Annotated in this window: 19 protein-coding genes; 11 read left to right on the top strand and 8 right to left on the bottom strand. The window is 69.8% G+C overall.

Annotated features, from left to right (window positions below; all coding sequences use genetic code 11):
• Together ACFWX1_RS00880 and ACFWX1_RS00885 are read right to left on the bottom strand one after the other, a co-directional pair.
• Nucleotides 1-696 (bottom strand): methyltransferase, encoded by a 696-nt coding sequence (locus ACFWX1_RS00880; protein WP_378382722.1) that lies wholly within the window; start codon nt 694-696, stop codon nt 1-3.
• Between the two features lie 8 nt (nt 697-704).
• Nucleotides 705-1,460 carry a cyclase family protein gene (locus tag ACFWX1_RS00885; RefSeq protein WP_378382723.1) on the bottom strand — a complete coding sequence of 252 codons (756 nt, stop codon included), beginning with the start codon at nt 1,458-1,460 and terminating at the stop codon, nt 705-707.
• 141 nt (nt 1,461-1,601) lie between these two features.
• On the opposite strand from ACFWX1_RS00885, the gene ACFWX1_RS00890 reads away from it, so the two are divergent.
• The 7 genes from ACFWX1_RS00890 to ACFWX1_RS00920 all read left to right on the top strand — a co-directional run bounded on the left by ACFWX1_RS00890 (nt 1,602) and on the right by ACFWX1_RS00920 (nt 6,887).
• On the top strand, nt 1,602-2,924 hold the full coding sequence (locus ACFWX1_RS00890) for a M20/M25/M40 family metallo-hydrolase (protein ID WP_378382724.1): 1,323 nt from the start codon (nt 1,602-1,604) through the stop codon (nt 2,922-2,924).
• Between the two features lie 22 nt (nt 2,925-2,946).
• Nucleotides 2,947-3,831 (top strand): alpha/beta fold hydrolase, encoded by an 885-nt coding sequence (locus ACFWX1_RS00895; protein ID WP_378382725.1) that lies wholly within the window; start codon nt 2,947-2,949, stop codon nt 3,829-3,831.
• 91 nt (nt 3,832-3,922) lie between these two features.
• On the top strand, nt 3,923-4,105 hold the full coding sequence (locus tag ACFWX1_RS00900; RefSeq protein WP_378382726.1) for a hypothetical protein: 183 nt from the start codon (nt 3,923-3,925) through the stop codon (nt 4,103-4,105).
• Nucleotides 4,041-4,628, top strand: a complete 588-nt coding sequence (locus tag ACFWX1_RS00905; RefSeq protein WP_378382727.1) for a DUF6879 family protein — start codon at nt 4,041-4,043, stop codon at nt 4,626-4,628. The genes ACFWX1_RS00900 and ACFWX1_RS00905 overlap by 65 nt, the downstream gene beginning before the upstream one ends.
• Nucleotides 4,628-5,479: a helix-turn-helix domain-containing protein gene (locus tag ACFWX1_RS00910; protein WP_378382728.1), complete on the top strand. Its 852-nt coding sequence runs from the start codon at nt 4,628-4,630 to the stop codon at nt 5,477-5,479. The genes ACFWX1_RS00905 and ACFWX1_RS00910 overlap by 1 nt, the downstream gene beginning before the upstream one ends.
• Nucleotides 5,480-5,532: 53 nt before the next feature.
• Nucleotides 5,533-6,141: an ArsR/SmtB family transcription factor gene (locus ACFWX1_RS00915; RefSeq protein WP_378382729.1), complete on the top strand. Its 609-nt coding sequence runs from the start codon at nt 5,533-5,535 to the stop codon at nt 6,139-6,141.
• On the top strand, nt 6,141-6,887 hold the full coding sequence (locus tag ACFWX1_RS00920) for an SRPBCC domain-containing protein (RefSeq protein WP_378382730.1): 747 nt from the start codon (nt 6,141-6,143) through the stop codon (nt 6,885-6,887). The genes ACFWX1_RS00915 and ACFWX1_RS00920 overlap by 1 nt, the downstream gene beginning before the upstream one ends.
• Nucleotides 6,888-6,946: 59 nt before the next feature.
• Here the strand turns inward: ACFWX1_RS00920 and ACFWX1_RS00925 are convergent, their stop codons facing one another.
• The 3 genes from ACFWX1_RS00925 to ACFWX1_RS00935 form a co-directional block, all read right to left on the bottom strand.
• Nucleotides 6,947-7,171, bottom strand: a complete 225-nt coding sequence (locus ACFWX1_RS00925) for a DUF5703 family protein (protein ID WP_378323378.1) — start codon at nt 7,169-7,171, stop codon at nt 6,947-6,949.
• The gene (locus ACFWX1_RS00930) at nt 7,168-8,181 is read right to left on the bottom strand and encodes a YncE family protein (protein WP_378382731.1); all 1,014 of its coding nucleotides are present in this window, start codon (nt 8,179-8,181) and stop codon (nt 7,168-7,170) included. The genes ACFWX1_RS00925 and ACFWX1_RS00930 overlap by 4 nt, the downstream gene beginning before the upstream one ends.
• Before the next feature lie 120 nt (nt 8,182-8,301).
• Nucleotides 8,302-9,270 carry an aldo/keto reductase gene (locus ACFWX1_RS00935; protein ID WP_378382732.1) on the bottom strand — a complete coding sequence of 323 codons (969 nt, stop codon included), beginning with the start codon at nt 9,268-9,270 and terminating at the stop codon, nt 8,302-8,304.
• Nucleotides 9,271-9,419: 149 nt separating this feature from the next.
• Between ACFWX1_RS00935 and ACFWX1_RS00940 the strand changes: the two genes are divergently transcribed.
• From ACFWX1_RS00940 to ACFWX1_RS00955, 4 genes are all read left to right on the top strand, one after another.
• Nucleotides 9,420-10,262: an undecaprenyl-diphosphate phosphatase gene (locus tag ACFWX1_RS00940; protein ID WP_378382733.1), complete on the top strand. Its 843-nt coding sequence runs from the start codon at nt 9,420-9,422 to the stop codon at nt 10,260-10,262.
• Nucleotides 10,263-10,357: 95 nt separating this feature from the next.
• Nucleotides 10,358-11,071 carry a histidine phosphatase family protein gene (locus tag ACFWX1_RS00945; protein WP_378382734.1) on the top strand — a complete coding sequence of 238 codons (714 nt, stop codon included), beginning with the start codon at nt 10,358-10,360 and terminating at the stop codon, nt 11,069-11,071.
• A gap of 93 nt (nt 11,072-11,164) precedes the next feature.
• Nucleotides 11,165-13,216, top strand: a complete 2,052-nt coding sequence (locus ACFWX1_RS00950) for a M3 family metallopeptidase (RefSeq protein WP_378382735.1) — start codon at nt 11,165-11,167, stop codon at nt 13,214-13,216.
• Between the two features lie 295 nt (nt 13,217-13,511).
• Complete coding sequence (locus ACFWX1_RS00955) at nt 13,512-14,009, top strand: hypothetical protein (protein ID WP_378382736.1); 498 nt, start codon at nt 13,512-13,514, stop codon at nt 14,007-14,009.
• A 3-nt stretch (nt 14,010-14,012) separates the two neighbouring features.
• Here the strand turns inward: ACFWX1_RS00955 and ACFWX1_RS00960 are convergent, their stop codons facing one another.
• From ACFWX1_RS00960 to ACFWX1_RS00970, 3 genes are all read right to left on the bottom strand, one after another.
• Nucleotides 14,013-16,022 (bottom strand): prolyl oligopeptidase family serine peptidase, encoded by a 2,010-nt coding sequence (locus tag ACFWX1_RS00960; RefSeq protein ID WP_378382737.1) that lies wholly within the window; start codon nt 16,020-16,022, stop codon nt 14,013-14,015.
• Nucleotides 16,023-16,084: 62 nt separating this feature from the next.
• Nucleotides 16,085-16,531: a nitroreductase family deazaflavin-dependent oxidoreductase gene (locus ACFWX1_RS00965; protein WP_378382738.1), complete on the bottom strand. Its 447-nt coding sequence runs from the start codon at nt 16,529-16,531 to the stop codon at nt 16,085-16,087.
• 66 nt (nt 16,532-16,597) lie between these two features.
• Nucleotides 16,598-17,035, bottom strand: coding sequence for a VOC family protein (locus ACFWX1_RS00970; RefSeq protein WP_378382739.1), 438 nt, complete (start codon nt 17,033-17,035; stop codon nt 16,598-16,600).
• Nucleotides 17,036-17,344: the final 309 nt, after the last annotated feature.

The following is a 17,344-nucleotide window of genomic DNA, read 5'->3' on the forward strand; positions in this document are numbered from 1 at the left end:
TCAGGCTGGGTGCAACTCCAGGAGCTGGAGGGACACCGGGTCGTCGAGGTCCAGGCGTTCGGTGCGCAGGACTTCGATGGCGAGACCGAGTTCCGAACACAGGCTGCGCAATGATTTCCAGCTGCCGATGTCGCTGAAGCCGAGCAGCAGCCGTCCGGCGGGCGCGAGCCTGCCGGGCGCTTCGGCCAGGAAACGCCGGTGTGCCCGGAAACCCGGATCGTAGAACGCGTGGTGCAGTTCGGTCTCGTTCACCGCGTCGGGCGCGGTTTCCACGAAATTGGAGTTCCAGAAGATCAGGTCGAACCGGTCGGATTCGTCCAGCGCGTCGAACAGATCCCCGTGCCGGGCGGTGACGATCCCGGCGACACCGTGGAGTTCGGCGTTGCGGCGGGTGTTTTCCACGGCGGCGCGGGAGATGTCGACCGCGGTCACCGACGCGCATCCCGAATGTGCCGCGGTGACGGCGGTGACCCCCGCGCCGGGGCCGATTTCCAGGAAACGACCGTCGGCAGGGTAGGGGAGCCACGACGTGAAGATCCTGGTGGCCGGGGTGACGGCGGGGGAGAACACGCCGTCCAGCAGCACCCATTCCTTCTCGAACAGGGTGAAGGAACCCTGCCGGTCGGGGTCCTCGGCGTTGTGCCGGAAGAGTTCTTCGACGCGCCGGCGCGTCCGCTCCGCCTCGAAATCGTCCACAGTGCACATTAGCGTTCGATCAGCGCGAGGACTCTCGCCGGGCTGCCCGAGCCGCCGACGATCGGGAGCGGCGCGGCCACCACGACGGCGCCCGTCGCGGGCAGGCGGTGGAGGTTGCGCAGCTGTGTCAGCCCGTACTTCCCGGCGCCGTGGAAGTACCAGTGGCACGGGAACGGCGGCTCGAACAGCGCGGCGGCGCCCGCGTCGGTGCCGATGGTCTCGACGCCGATGCCGAGCACCGGCGTTTCCTCGGCAAGCCACTTCGCGCAGTCGACCTCGACGCCGGGCGAGACGCCGTCGTTGTGGAACTCCTCGGGCGCACGCTCGGCCCAGCCCGTCCGGTACAGCAGCCAGCCGTGCTCCGGAAGCGGCCCGTGTTCCTCCATCCAGTCTTCGACGTCTTCGCGCTGGAGCAGGAAATCAGGATCGGCCGCCACCTGCGCGGTGAAGTCGAGTACAGCGGCGGGACCGGCGAGCCGACCGGGCGGGACACTGGCGACGTCGTCGAGGTCCTTGCCGGACAGCCAGTGCGCCGGCGCGTCGAAATGCGTGCCGGTGTGTTCGGACAGCCGGAGGTTGTTCCAGTAGAACGCGGGTCCCGCCTCGTCGTAGCGGCTGATGACCTCACGGCTGAACGACCACGGCTGACCCCATTCGGGCGGCAGCTGGATGACCGGTGTCCGTTCCGACAGCGGGGTGGTGAGATCGACCACCTCGACCGTCCCGCTCGCCAGGCCCGTCACGAGTTCGCCGAGTATCGCCATCCGCCGCCCCTTCGCTCGCCCGTACCGAGCATGTCGGGAAGACCCCGCCCGGTCCAGGGCCGGAGGGGTGGCGTTCGGGGCGGGTGTCCCGGCCGGTGCGACCGCCGCGCCGCACCCCTGCGGGAATGATAGGAATGCGAGGTGAGTGAACCGAACCTGATCGAAGCCGCCGCGGACGAGGCCGTCACGCTGACCAGCGAGCTCCTCCGCATCGACACCACCAACACCGGCGACCCGGCGACCCTGGTCGGCGAGCGCGCCGCCGCCGAGTACGTCGCGGAGAAGCTCACCGACGCCGGATACGAGATCACCTACGTCGAGTCCGGTGGCAAGAACCGGCACAACGTCTTCGTCCGGCTGCCCGGGGCCGACCCGAGCCGGGGCGCGCTGCTCATCCACGGGCACCTCGACGTCGTGCCTGCCGATCCGTCGGAATGGTCGGTCCACCCGTTCTCCGGCGCGGTGCAGGACGACTACGTCTGGGGCCGCGGCGCGGTCGACATGAAGGACATGGTCGGCATGTCCCTCGCGCTCGCGCGGCACTACAAGATCAACAACATCGTGCCGCCGCGTGACCTGGTGTTCGCGTTCCTCGCCGACGAGGAGGCGGGCGGCACTTACGGCGCGCAGTGGCTGGTGGACAACCGGCCGGAGCTGTTCGAGGGCGTCACGGAGGCGATCAGCGAGGTCGGCGGGTTCTCCATCACGCTCAAGGACAACGTCCGCGCCTACCTGATCGAGACCGCCGAAAAGGGCATCCGCTGGATGAAGCTGCGGGTGCGCGGGACGGCGGGCCACGGCTCGATGATCCACCGCGACAACGCGGTCACGAAGCTTTCGGAGGCGGTCGCGCGGCTGGGCAACCACCGGTTCCCGTTGGTGCTGACCGATTCCGTGAAGGAGTTCCTGGCGGGCGTCACCGAGATCACCGGCTGGGACTTCCCCGAGGACGACCTCGAGGGCTCGGTGGCGAAGCTGGGCAACATCTCCCGCATGATCGGCGCGACCCTGCGGGACACGGCGAACCCGACCATGCTCACCGCGGGCTACAAGTCGAACGTCATCCCGTCGGTCGCCGAGGCGGCGGTGGACTGCCGGATCCTGCCCGGCAGGCTGGAGGCGTTCAACCGCGAGCTCGACGAGATCCTCGGCCCGGACATCGAGAAGGAGTGGCTGGAACTGCCGCCGGTCGAGACGACCTTCGACGGCGCGCTGGTGGACGCGATGACCGCCGCCGTGCTGGCCGAGGACCCGGGCGCGCGGACGCTGCCGTACATGCTTTCCGGTGGCACGGACGCGAAGTCGTTCCAGAAGCTGGGAATCCGCAACTTCGGGTTCGCGCCGCTGCAGCTGCCCGCCGATCTGGACTTCTCGGCGCTGTTCCACGGTGTCGACGAGCGGGTGCCGGTGGACGCGCTGAAGTTCGGCACGCGCGTGCTCGACCGGTTCCTCCGCTCTTCCTGACAGGACACGGGAAACCGCCGCGATGGCCGATTTCGTGCTGGCCGACGGGACGCCGCTGAGCCTCGTGCGCAGGGGCGATCCCGTCGCGCCGGTCACCGTCGTGCTGGCGCACGGGTACGCGCTGGACCAGCGGTGCTGGGGCCGGATCGCGCCGGTGCTCCCGGAGGCCGTCGAGCAGCCGGTCGCGGTGCTCACCTACGACCACCGCGGCCACGGCGAATCGGGCCGTGCGACGCGCGCGACGGCCACGATGGCGCAGCTCGGCGACGATCTGGCCGAGGTTGTCGACCGGGCCGTGCCCGAGGGCAAGGTGATCCTGGCCGGGCACGACATGGGCGGGCTGGCGATCATGTCCCTGACCCAGCGGCACCACGCGCTGTTCGCCGACCGCGTGGCGGGGCTGGTGCTGCTGGGGACCTCGTCGGGCGGGCTCGCGACGGAGGCCTCCGCCGCCTGGCCGAACACGCTGGGCAGGCTCGCGCGCGATCTGGAGATGGTGCTGGGCTCGAAGATCTTCGGACTCGTCCGGGACCACACCAGCCGCGCGGTCAGCGCCGGGCTGCGCTGGTGGCTGTTCGGCGACGATCCCGAGCCGGAGCAGGTCGAGCTGACCGTGAAGATGATCCGCGGCAACTGGCCGCACACGGTGTCGCTGTTCCGGCCGGCGCTGGACGCGTACGCGCGGGAAGCGGCGCTCGCGCTCGTCGGCGACCTCCCGGTGATCGCGATGGTGGGGGAGCGGGACCGGATCGTGTCCGCCTCCGATGTCGAGGATCTGGTGCGGGGCTTGGAAAACGGCACGTCGATCGTGCTCCCCGGCGCGGGGCACGTGCTCCCGCTGGAGGCGTCGGCGCAGGTGCTGCCCCGGATAGCGGCGCTGGTGCACACGGCCTACCGAGGCCTGTGAGTTGACACGATGTGGTTATTCGAGAACCTGACTGAACCTGATCTTCGTCAGTAGCGTGCCCTACTCTGGCAACTGAGCAGGGGAGGTGGCCATGACGTGGGTCAGGCTGGCAGGGGCATGCAAGAACGTCGAAGATTGTCCTACCGTTTTCGTCACGGATCGGGGAACGATCGCTGTTCAAGGTGACCTGCTGGACGTGGGCGCACCAAATGGGGAAGCGGTCGTCGAGATTCCGGTCGATTTGCTGGTGGAGGCTGCCCGTGCGATCCGCTGACCGATGGCTGAGCCGCGAAGAGTACGCCGCTTTGGCGCGTGGTATGCGGAAGTCCCTCTTTCGGTTGCAGATCCATCCGACCTACCGGGTCGCGGCCGAAGAGGAGGAGTTCAAGCAGTTCCTCGCTACCGGTACCTACGAGATAGATCCCAATGATGCCGCCCTGACCCGGGCCCGGCAGCGGCGGGCGGACGGCAAACTGGCCCAACGGGTCTACGCGCTGAGTACCCCTTTGACCGATTACCAGCGGTACGTTTTCAAGTACTACCACCAGCTCGCCTTGGCCGGTGAAGATCTGAGGATCATCGATTCCCGCACGATGCCGGTGCCCCGGTTGCCGGACTACGACTTCATGCTGCTCGACGACACAACGGTCATCAAGGTGCACTACGACGCGGACGGTACTTGGGTCGGCCCGGAGTTGCTGGCGACGGAAGACGTGTCCGAGTACCTGGCGTACAAGCAAGATGCGGTGGCCGGGTCGGTCCCGTTCTTGGACTTCGAGGAGCGTCTCGGGGGCTGATGTTCGAGCCGGACGACCTGATCGAGGGACAGCTCGGACTGGGCGAGGCGCTGCGCATGCTGCGCAAGGCGCAGAACCTGGCTGGCGACAGGCTGGCGCTACGCGCTCACATGAGCCAGTCGAAGATCTCCAGGATCGAAACGGGCAAGATTCTGCCGTCCGTACTGGATGTCGAGCGGATTGTCCATGCTCTCGGCGTCGCTCCGGAAGAATCGGCCCGGTTGCTTCAGCTCGCGCGGGCGGCCAATACCGATTTCGAGAGTAGGCGCCGGAGCCGTCAACGGGGATCCGCGTGGCGGCAGCAGGACTTCTCGGCACTGATGAGTCAAGCGAAGCAGGTCCGTTACGTGTTGCCGACGATGCTGGCCGGGCTGCTGCAGATCCGTGAATACGTGCGCAGCGACGTGTTCCACCCCTTGTCGCGCGGCAGCGAGTCAGAACTAAACGTGTTGGTCGAGGCTAAACTCGCGCGACAGTCCGTGCTCGACGACCCGGCCAAGGAATTCAGGTTCCTGCTGACCGAGGCCGCGGTGCGGTGCAGGGTCGCGGACGCGGCGACAATGGCGGCGCAGGTCGAGCATCTGGTGAACTTGAGCCGCCGGGGGAATGTCGAGCTGATGGTCATCCCGCTCGCCGCGCAGTTCGCCAACGTTCCGATCAACATTTTCGCCGTTTACGATGAGCGATTGGTCACCGTCGAGATGGAGGCGGGTACTTTGGCGCTCCGTGACCCGGCCGATGTCGCGGAGCATCTGGAGCTGTTCGCGCACTTCCGGCGGCACGCGCTCGAAGGCGACGCGTGCCGGGCGTTCCTGCACGGCATCGCGGACGAGTTCCGGAGGGAGCTCTGACCGACAAATCTGGCCTTCTTGACAAATTCTCTGTTCGGCTCGACGATGGTGCCATGTTTCCCGTGGCGGTGATCGAGGACGCGGCGGCGGCCGAGGTGTCGCTGGACCCGGTACGCGCGCGGCTGCTGGCCGAACTGGCTCAGCCCGCGTCGGCGACGATGCTGGCGGCGCGGGTCGACCTGCCCCGCCAGAAGGTCAACTACCACCTGCGCGCGCTGGAGAAGCACGGGCTCGTCGAGCTGGTCGAGGAGCGGCGCAAGGGCAACGTCGCCGAGCGGATGATGCGCGCGACGGCGTCCTCGTACGTCATTTCGCCGACCGCGCTGGCCGCGGTTCAGCCGGATCCCGCGCAGTCCCCGGACCGGCTTTCCGCGCGCTGGCTGCTGGCCGTTGCCGGACGACTGGTGCGCGACGTCGGGCTCCTGATCACCGGAGCCGCGAAGGCGCGTAAGCGTGTTGCGACTTTCGCGCTGGACGGCGAAGTCCGGTTCGCTTCGGCGGCCGATCGCGCGGCGTTCGCTGAGGAACTCACCACCGCGGTCACCGCGCTGGTGAGCAAGTACCACGATGAGAAGGCCGAGAAGGGCCGGAACCACCGCGTGGTCGTCGCGGTGCATCCCAGCGTCCCCGATGCCCCCGAGACGACGGGCGAGGAGTCCTGATGGGCCACGAATTCGAGCTGACCGATCAGGCCGAGATCGACGCGACCCCCGAGCAGGTGTGGGACGCGATCGCGACCGGGCCGGGCATCGACTCGTGGTTCATGGGCCGCAACGAGGTCGAGGCGGGGGAGGGCGGCACGGTCCGGACGGCGTTCGCGGCGTACCGGCCCGAGCACCGCATCACCGGCTGGGACCCGCTGGAAAGGCTGGTCTACGGCGGAGAACGCGCGCCGGACGGCCGGTTCGTCGCGTACGAGTTCCTGATCGAGGGGCGCGACGGCGGCAGCTCGGTCGTCCGCTGTGTCACGAGCGGGTTCCTGCCGGGCGACGACTGGGAGGACGAGTTCGAGATGATGTCGGCGGGCGGGGCGTTCTTCTTCCGCACGCTGGTCGAGTACCTCACGCATTTCGCCGGACGTCATGCTGTACCGGTCACAGCTTTTGGTCCGCCGGTGGCGGATTGGGAAGCCGCGTGGACGCAGCTGGGCGCGGCGCTCGGCCTCGCCGCGCGGCCGTCGGCCGGGGACGCCGTGCGGCTCGAGATCGGCGGGAAGCCGGTCGAGGGCGTCGTCTACGCGGTGGACGCGCACAACGCCGGTATCCGGACCGCGGACGCGCTTTACCGCTTCCTGGAAGGCTTTCGCGGCCCGATGGTCGCCTCGCACCACGTGTTCTCACCCAGTACGGACGCATCCACCGCCGAGACGCTCTGGCAGGAGTGGCTGAAGGGGACCTTCGTCTCGTAGGACGCGCTGAAGGGCGCTTTCGTCGCATCCGATGCGAGGAAAGTCCCCTTCAGCTCACCTCACGTGATCAGGGGGAGCCCGGCCAGCGCGGGCTGGCGCTTGCGCCGGAGCCAGATGCGGCGGGATCCGTCGGCGTAGAGCCGGACCGTGGACAGCTCCCACCCGGCGAACTCCGCGTGGATCGAGAGCTGGGTAGCCGCCGCGCGCCGGGAGACCCCGGGGGGCAGGCGCAGGCGGCGGTACTCCCAGTCCCCTTCGACCACCGCCTCGTCGACCGTCGTCATGGCTGGATCACCTGTATCCCTTCTCCGGCGGCCGAACCGACGAACACACGGCCGTCCTGGTCGTCGACACTGACCGAGTCGGGCTGGCGCACGGCCGGGAACCGGAACTTCTCCACCGGTTCGCCGCCGCGGACGTCGAACCCGACCACCTCGTTGCGGCCGGTGAGCGTGACCCACGCGAGGTGACGCTTGCCGTCGTAAGCGATGCCGTAGATGCCGCCGGGCACCGGATAGCGCTGCCGCAGCAGCAGCGGGTCCGCCGAGAACGCGAGCAGTGCCCCGGCTCGCGCGTCGGTGACCAGCACGCGGCCGTAGTCGTCGGCCACGGCGTTGGCGGCGCCCTCCCCGGCGCGCAGGCCGGCGCCGAGCTTGCCCGCGCCGACGTCGACCGAGAGCAGCGCGGTCCGCAGGCGATCCAGCACGACGACGCCGGTGCCGGTGGCCACGACGTCGTCGGCGCTGTAGAGATCGCCGGTGATCGTCTTGGTGACCTTGCCGTCGGCGAGCACGTCGATGGCCTTGCGATCACGCACCGCGACCAGCGTCTGCGCCCCGTCGGCGACGCCCGCGGCGGGCTGCCCGGAGATCGGCGTCGTGGTCAGCTGCCCACCGGGCAGTGCGACGCGGGCGAGCAGGCCCTTCGCCGGAATGCTCGCGAGGACCTGACCGGGCGAGGTGGTGAGCCGTTCGGCGGGACCGGGCAGCGCGATCGTGGCCTTCTCGGCCGGGGCCGCGCCGACGTCGTAGATCTTCAGGGAGGGCGGCTGCGCGAAGGCGACGACGAGGCTGTGGCTGGCGGCGTCGGCGGCCATGGCCGAGACCGCCGGCGCCGCCAGGACCTGGCCCGCGGGCTTGGCCGTCACGGCGGGTGACGGCGCGGCCGTGGCGGCCACCGGGTTCGCGACGACCTGGAGACTGTCGGCCTGCTGCTTGCCCGAGGAGCATCCGGTCAGCACGAGGACACCGGCGAGCGGGATCGCGATCCGTGACACGGCGGCGCGCCGACTCACGTTGGTGCCTCCAGCTGTTCCTCGGCGGACGGTTCCGTCCAGCATGCTCCACCTTGCCCTGTGCGTCACGTGCGCGTCACCCAACGGTCATCCAAGCCACAACTTGATCGACACCCCGGGTCACCGCGGCCAGCGCTCCGGGTAGCCGAATTCCAGCGTGCTGACGTCGTCGAGTGCCGACCGGATCGCGGGCGGCAGCGTGATCTCCTCGGCCGCGAGCGAGCCGGTGAGCTGTCCGGTGTCGCGGGCGCCGACCACCGGCGCGACCATGCCGGGCCGGTCGCGGACCCAGGCCAGCGCGACGGCCAGCGGAGACGTCCCCAGCCCGTCCGCCGCGGTGGCGACCGCCTGCACGATCCGCGCCGCGCGGTCGGTCCGGTGGTGCTCGACATACCCGGCGAAGACGCTGGACGCGCCGCGCGAGTCGGCGGGCGTCCCGGTCCGGTACTTGCCGGTCAGCACGCCACGGCCCAGCGGCGCCCAGGCGAGCAGCCCGATCCCGTGATGGCCGGCGGCGGGCACGACCTCGCGTTCGACGCCGCGTTCCAGCAGCGAGTACTCGACCTGCGTGGACACGATCGGCGCGATCGTGCCCGCCCGCGCGGCGGCGGTGGCCAGCTGCCAGCCCGCGTAGTTCGAGACGCCGACGTAGCGCGCTTTGCCGCTGGTCACGGCATACTCGAGGGCCGCGAGGGTCTCCTCGATCGGGACCGTGGCGTCCCAGGCGTGGAGCTGCCACAGGTCGAGATGGTCGGTGCCGAGGCGGCGCAGCGAACCGTCGAGCGCGGTCAGCAGCGCGCCCCGGGACGCCCCGCCACCGAAGGGGCCCTCGGTGCGCCGGGCGACGGCCTTCGTGGCGACGACGACGTCCTCGCGCGGGACGAGATCGCCCAGCAGCGAACCGAGTATGCGTTCGCCTTCGCCCTCGCTGTAGATGTCCGCGGTGTCCACCAGCGTGCCGCCCGCGTCGACGAAGGCGACCAGCTGGCTGGCCGCCTCCTCGGCGTCGGTGTCACCACCCCAGGTCATCGTGCCGAGGGCCATCCGCGAGACACGCAGTCCCGACCGGCCGAGCTGTCGCTTTTCCACGACCCGCGAGCCTAGCCGGAGCACCCCGCGTGACTTGACCAAGGTGAGCACGTGTCGCCGCAGGTATGCCCGTTAGGGTCTGCGCTCGTGCGAATCGGACGAAACCTGGCACCGGCGGAACAGGCGATCGAACTGGCGGGGGTGGGCTGATGGGGTGGTTCGAGGCACTCGTACTCGGCCTCGTCCAGGGGCTGACCGAGTTCCTGCCGATCTCCTCCAGCGCGCACCTGCGCATCACCGCGGCGCTCGCGGGCTGGGACGACCCCGGCGCCGCGTTCACCGCGGTCACCCAGATCGGCACGGAACTCGCGGTCATCCTGTACTTCGGGAAGAAGATCGGCCGGATCCTGATGGCCTGGTTCTTCTCGCTGTACAAGAAGGAATGGCGGCACGACCCGGACGCGCGGCTGGGCTGGCTGATCATCGTCGGCTCGCTGCCGATCGTGGTGCTCGGCCTGCTGCTGCAGGACGCCATCGACCGCTCGTTCCGCGACCTGCGCATCACCGCGACGACCCTGATCGTGTTCGGCCTCATCCTGCTGGTTGCCGACCGGGTGGCGAAACAGCGGCGGAACCTCGACCACCTCACCGTGCCGCACGGCCTCGGCTTCGGGTTCGCGCAGGCGCTGGCGCTGATCCCCGGCGTGTCGCGCTCGGGCGGCACGACCAGCGCCGGGCTGCTGATGGGCTACACCCGCGCGGACGCCGCCGAGTACTCGTTCCTGCTCGCGGTGCCCGCGGTGTTCGGCTCCGGGCTGTACAAGCTGACCGACATCGGCAAGAACGGCGAGACGGCGCAGTGGGGGCCGACGATCCTGGCGACACTGGTCGCGTTCGGCGCCGGGTACCTGGTGATCGCCTGGCTGATGGCCTACATCAAGAAGCGCAGCTTCGTGCCGTTCGTGGTGTACCGGGTGGCGCTCGGTCTCATCCTGTTCCTGCTGATCTTCACCGGCGTCCTCGACCCGAACGCCGGTCCCGCCCACACCTGATCGATGGTCCGTGAAGGCCTCCTTCACAGCGCTCAGTGCTGTGAAGGAGGCCTTCACGGCGTACGTCCCTTTCAGCGGCACGTAGGGTGGGGCTCGTGGGTACGGTGATATTGGTGCGGCACGGCCGGTCGACGGCGAACGGTTCGGGCATCCTGGCCGGGCGGACGCCGAAGGTCGGGCTCGACGAGACCGGACGGTCGCAGGCGGACAAGCTGGTCGAGCGGCTCGACGGCGTGCCGCTGGCCGAGCTGGTGACCTCGCCGATGCTGCGCTGCAAGCAGACGCTGGCGCCGCTGGCCGCCGCGCGGGACCTGACCAGGACCGTCGAACCCGGTCTGTCCGAAGTGGACTACGGCGAGTGGACCGGCCGCGAGCTGAAGACCCTCTACAAGGAGCCGCTGTGGCGGGTCGTGCAGGCGCACGCCTCGGCGGCGGTGTTCCCCGGCGGGGAGGGGCTCGCCGCGATGCAGGCCCGCGCGGTCGCCGCCGTCCGGGCGCACGACGCGCGGATCACCGCGGCGCACGGCGAGCACGCGGTCTGGCTGCTGTGCAGTCACGCGGACGTGATCAAGGCGATCCTCGCCGACGCCCTCGGCCAGCACCTCGACGCGTTCCAGCGGATCGTCGTGGACCCGGCGTCCGTTTCGGCGATCAGCTACACCGAGACACGCCCGTTCGTGCTCCGCGTCAACGAGCACGGCGGCGATCTGGCGGGCATCGTGCCGCCCGCGCCGAAGGCCAAGAAGGGCAAGGCGAAGCGGGCCTCCGGGGCCAGCGACGCCGTCGTCGGGGGCTCCACCGGACGGTGACGCGCCGCGCGATCCCCTACGGAAAGCCGTGCCGGAGCCTGCCGGAAACCCCGTAGGGTGGCGGCAACGCCGATTCGACCAGGAGCACACCCGATGATTTCGCCGGACAATCCGTTCGCCACCGCGAGCGAACTGCCCTACGCCCTGCCGCCGTTCGACCGCATCGCGGACGAGCACTACCGCCCCGCGTTCGAGGAGGGGCTGGCCGAGCACACCGCGGAGATCGCCGCGATCGCGGGCAACCCGGACGAACCGACCTTCGAGAACACGATCGTCGCCCTCGAACGCGCGGGGGAGCTGCTGAACCGCGTGTCGAGCGTGTTCTACAACCTGGCCGGGTCGAATGCCACCGACGAGATCCAGGCCATCCAGGCCGAGATGGCGCCGAAGCTCGCCGCGCACGCCGACGCGATCCACCTCGACCCGCGCCTGTTCGCGCGGATCAACGCGCTGTACGAGCGCCGCGACGACCTCGGGCTCGACGCGGAGTCGCTGCGGCTGCTCGAACGACGGCACACCGACTTCACCCGCGCGGGTGCCGGGCTGCCGGCGGCCGAGCAGGCCCGGCTGCGTGAGCTGAACGAGCAGCTGTCGACGCTGCAGACGCGGTTCCAGCAGCATTTGCTCAAGGACACCAACGAACTCGCGGTCGTCATCGACGACGTCGCGGAGCTGGCCGGGCTCGGCGAGGGCGCGATCGCGACGGCTGCCGAGGCCGCGACGGCGCGGGGCGAGGACGGCAAGTACGTCCTCAACCTGACCCTGCCGACGGCGCAGGCCGCGCTGGAATCGCTGGAGAACCGGGCGGTGCGGGAGCGGATCTTCACCGCGTCGGTCTCCCGGGGCAACCGGGGCAACGAGTTCGACAACAACGCACTGGTCGCCGAGCTGGTCCGGCTGCGCGCGGAGAAGGCCGCGCTGCTGGGGTATCCGAACCACGCGGCGTACATCATCGCCGACGAGACCGCGAAGACGGCCGAGGCGGCGGTGGGCCTGCTCGAACGGCTGGCGCCGGTGGCCGTGGCCAACGCGCGCACCGAGGCCGCCGAACTCCAGGAACTGCTGGCGGCCGACGAGCCGGGCGCGACGTTGCGGCCGTGGGACTGGGCGTTCTACGCGGCCAAGGTGCGGCGGAGCCGGTTCCAGGTCGACACCGAGGCGCTGCGCCCGTACTTCGAGCTGAACCGGGTGCTGATCGACGGCGTCTTCCATGCCGCGGGCAAGCTGTACGGCCTGAGCTTCACCGAGCGGGACGACCTGCCGAAGTACCACCCCGAGGTCCGGATCTTCGAGGTCTTCGACGCCGACGGCAGCGCGCTCGGCCTGTTCCTGATGGACTACTACACGCGCGACTCCAAACGCGGTGGCGCGTGGATGAACAACTTCGTCGACCAGTCGCGGCTGCTGGACCGCAAGACGGTGGTGGTCAACGTGCTGAACGTCGGCAAGCCGCCGGCGGGGGAGCCGACGCTGCTCACCTTCGACGAGGTCGTGACGGCGTTCCACGAGTTCGGGCACGCGCTGCATTCGCTGCTGTCGTCGGTGACCTACCCGACGTTCTCCGGGACGAACGTGCCGCGCGACTTCGTCGAATATCCCTCGCAGGTCAACGAAATGTGGATGCTGTGGCCGGAGGTGCTGGCGAACTACGCCAAGCACCACGAAACCGGCGAGGCCCTGCCCGCCGAGCAGGTGGAGAAGCTGCTCGCCTCGCAGCAGTACGGCGAGGGCTTCGCGACCACCGAGTACCTGGCCGCGTCGCTGCTCGACCAGGCGTGGCACGGGCTCGGCGTCGACGATCACGTCGAGGACGTCCAGCGGTTCGAGACCGACGCGCTGGTGAAGGCGGGCGTGGCGCTGGAGAGCGTCCCGCCGCGGTATCGCACCACGTACTTCAACCACGTCTTCGGCGGCGGCTACAGCGCCGGGTACTACTCCTACATCTGGAGCGAGGTGCTGGACGCCGACACCGTGCAGTGGTTCACCGAGAACGGCGGCCTGAACAGGGCGAACGGCGACCACTTCCGGCGTGAGCTGCTCGGCCGCGGCGGCAGCGTCGACCCGATGGCCGCCTTCCGCGCGTTCCGCGGCCGCGATCCGGAGATCGAGCCGCTGCTGAAGCGTCGTGGCCTGACCGGAGCCTGAGCACGTCCCGTTTTTTGGGGGGGCCGCCCCCGGGGGGGGGGCCCGCCATCGGAGCGGGCAGCACAACGGTGACCGCTCCACAGTAGACCGTCCGCAATGGACATTCACCTGAGCGCACACTCGCGACTGATGTATAACGCTCTATACGACTTCGCGTTGAAGTTTTCTCTATGGGTTAGTGATCCGTGAAGGCCTCCTTCGCAGCGTTGAGCGCCGTGAAGGAGGCCTTCGCAGACCTTCAAATACAGGTGGCGCGGAAAACTGCCGAGTCGAGCGGCGGCGGGCGGCCCGCCGGATGATCACGCACGCCGATGCCCAGCAGGCCTTGATCTCGCCGGGCACCGAGGTCACCGCGTTGCGCGAGCTGTTCACCGAACTGCTGGCGGACCGGGACGCCGTCCGGCGGGTCGCCGAGCTGATCGCGGGCACCGATGTCCGCTACGACATGGGCGCGCCCGGCGCCCAGCCGGCCGTCGGCCGGTTCGCCCCGGACCTGGAGCTACGCCTCGGGGAGGACATCGTCCGGCTCGCTGAGCTGACGCGGACCGCGCGGCCGCTGCTGGTGGACCTGACCGAGGACGGCTCGGTGGCCGCCGCGTGGTCAGAGCGGACCGACCGCGTCGACGTCGTCACCGGACGCGCCACGGCGGACGCACCGACGGCGTTGCTGCTGCGGCCGGACTGCTACGTGGCGCGGGCATCGGATTCCCCGAGCCCGGATGCCGCGGAACTGGCCGCCCTCGACACGGCGATGCGGCGATGGTTCGGCGTACTCGAACCCGTTTCCGCGTGAGGATCAGCCGAGGAGTTCGGGCCGCTGCCACGGCACGCCGCGCACGTGGTGATCGAGGAAGGCGAACATCGTCGCGTAGAAAACCTTGACGTTGCAGGGTTTCCGGATGAAATGGCCTTCGTCGGGGAAGTAGAGGAACTTGTGCGGGCCCGACCCGTCGTCGGCCTTCGACCGCGCGCACAGCTCCCACCACAGGTGCAGCGCGTTGCCGACCGGGACACGGTAGTCGCGCTCGCCGTGGACGACGAGCATGGGGGTGGTGATGGCGTCGGCGGACCGGTGCGGGGAGTCCCTCGCCGGTTCGCCGCCCCATTGCCGCCGCTTGAAATACGCGAGGTCGGAGGTGGCCGCCGACGTGTCGAAGTCCCAGATGGACGCGTGGGTGACGATCGCGGCGAATCGGTCGGTGTGCCCGGCGATCCAGTTCGCCAGGTAGCCCCCGTAGGACGCGCCTGTCGCGGCGGCGCGGTTCGCGTCGATCTCGGGACGCCGCTGCGCGGCATCGGTGACGGCCATGAGATCGCGGAAGGGCGTGTCGCCGCGACGCTCCCAGCCACGCCGGATGAAATCCGCGCCGTATCCGCTGGAAAGCGCGTAGTCGGGCTGCAGGACGGCGTAGCCACGAGCGACCGCGAGCCACGGATTCCAGCGCCAGTGCCAGCTCTTGGCGGACATGTGCGGGCCGCCGTGGATCTGGAGGAGCAGTGGTGCGGGGGCGTCGGCGGACGCGCTTCGGGGCACGGCGAGCCAGCCGCGCAGCGGGGTGCCGTCGTCGGCCGTCGTGGTCACCTCCTCCAGCCGTCCGGGCAGGCGGAGGTCGACGCCGAGTGCTTCCGCGGGGCCGGGCAGCGTTTCGATCGAAGTGCCGTCGAGGGCGATCCGGACAGGCGCGGGCGGGCTGTCGACGGCGGAGCGCAGCGCGTAAACCCAATAGCCGTCCGGGGAAATCCGGAAGTCGGTGTACGTGCCGTGGTCGGCTGTCAGCCTGCTGACCGCCCCGGTACCGAGGTCGACGCGCCACAGCGGTGCCCGGCCTTGGTCGTCGGCGGTGACGACGAGTGCCTCGCCGTCCGGAGTCCAGCCAGGGGAGCGTGGCCAGCGGTCCCAGTCCTGGGCCAGAGGCCGCATCGTGCCGCCGGCGAGCGGGACGACGCCGAGGAACCGGTCTTCGGGTTCGTCCACAGTGGACCGGCGCTCGACCTCGACCGCGACCTGGGTGCCGTCCGGTGAGATGCGGGGCGCGTGATACTCGTGAGCGGGGTCGTCCAGCAGGACACGGCGTTCCCCGGTCGCGACGTCGATCGCGACGAGGGTGTGCCGTTGTGAGCCACCGGGTTCGGCCACCGTCCAGGCGGCGACCACGGCGCGCCCGTCCGGGGTGGTGTCCCAGGTGCTTTCGTCGTCCAGCGCCCGGCCCACGTGACCGGTGAGATCGGCGAGGTCGAGCGGGGCTTCCCCGCCGCTGAGCGTGGCCGCGAACAGTCGCGTCCGTTCCGGCGCGAGGTCGTGATCCCAGTAGCGGACCGGGAATTCCTCGTGCAGGATCGCCGAAACCTTCGCGGCCGCGCGTGCCGCCCCGGCCTCGGGCGAGGACGGTGTCGTCGAGCCGAAAACGACGGTGCCCGTCTCGCTGACGACGACGCCGCGCACACCGCCGGCGGGCGCGGCGATCAGCCGGGCATCACCGCCCCGCTCGGGCTGCAGCCACAGCGAACCGACTCCCTCACCGGTGACGAGCGGGTGTGGCCGCGCCGAAACGAACAGCAGGTCACCGGCGGGTGTGAACGCTGCCCCGGACTCGCCCTCGACACTCCTGGTGAGGCGGCGGGCCGGGAGCGCGCCGTCGGGCGCGACCTCCCACAACGCCGTCGTGTAGCGGTTCCGGCCCCGATCGGGGGTCGCGACGCCGACCACGATCCGCCGTCCGTCCGGGGACAGCCAGAGTCCTTCGGTGCGTGGAATGTCCACAAAGGAATCGAGATCGGTGAACGCGGCGGCATCGGTAGCGAACATATGTTCGACCATATCGCATCGAGGGTGGTCATGGGGCGTAGTGGCCGGATCCTGACCGGGCGTCAGTCCACTGGGGTGAGCAGGACGATCGGGATCACGCGGTCGGTCTTCTGGGCGTACTCGTCGTACAGCGGGAAGATGCGCGCCATCTGGGGCCAGAGGCGTTCGCGTTCGGCGGGGGAGGCGACACGGGCGCGGGCGGTGAAGCGGCGGGTGCCGACCTGGACCCCGACACTCGGCTCGGCCTGGAGGTTCTTGAACCAGTCTGGATCGTCGTCCTCGCCGGCCTTGGAGGCGACGACGACGAAATCGTCCCCCGAGGTGCCGTAGATCAGGCAGGCGCGACGCGGAATGCCGGTCTTGCGGCCGGTCGTGGCGAGCAGAAGGGTGTACAAGCCGTTCGACTCATGTCCCTCGGTTCCGCCCGAGGCCAGATACGTACGGGTTTGCTCGGCGACCCAGTCCCATTGCGAGTCGGTGGCGCGGTCGAGGTCGGCGGCGACGGCCATGGCGGCGGTCCTTTCCGGTGTGGAGGTTTGGTGATTCCGTGGACGACGGGAGTGAACCGTGGTGCTTCAGCCGAGTTCTTCGACCAGCCCGATGATGACCCCGGCGGGGCCCCGGGTGTAGGCGTACCGGCAGTAGTCCTCGTACCGCGCCACCTCGCCGACGAGTTCGGCGCCGTGCCCGCGCAGACGGTCGAGGAGGTCGTCGAGGCCCTCGACGACGAACGTGACGCGAGGGATGCCCGGGACGTTCACCGGCGCCCTCGGCGCGGGGGTGCTGGACACGGGCGTGTGGAACGTCGACAGCTCGACCTGGCTGTGCCCGTCCGGGGTCCGCAGGAAGGCGATGTCCGTGTGGACGTCGTCCAGTCCGATGAGCTGGTCCGCCCATGCGCCCTCGACGGTCGTCTGGCCCTTCAGTTCCAGGCCCAGTTCGACAAAGAACGCGATGGCGGCCGCGAGATCCTCGACCACGATGCCGACGTGATCCATCCGCTTGATCGTCATGATTGCCTCCCGGTTCCGTGCGGCCCTCGTGGCCGCTCGTGCCCCTGTGACGGACCGGGCCCCACGTTCTCGACATCCGTAGTCGTTCAGCAGTTGTGACCCCCATCACAGTCTCAGTCGGGGCCTGGTGGGTGGTTCGCCAGGCCGTGAAGGCCTCCTTCACAGCGCTCAGCGCCGGTAAGGAGGCCTTTACGGCATTCCGGCGGGCCCGGCGATGTGTCGCGAACGCTCCGTTCGGAAGAACACCTCCCAGCACTTGAAGCAAGCAAGCAGTGATGGGCTGAGGTGGGGGGGGGCTGGGGCGGCCGG

It is taken from the genome of Amycolatopsis sp. NPDC059021 (genome assembly GCF_042739895.1).
GTDB lineage: Bacteria > Actinomycetota > Actinomycetes > Mycobacteriales > Pseudonocardiaceae > Amycolatopsis.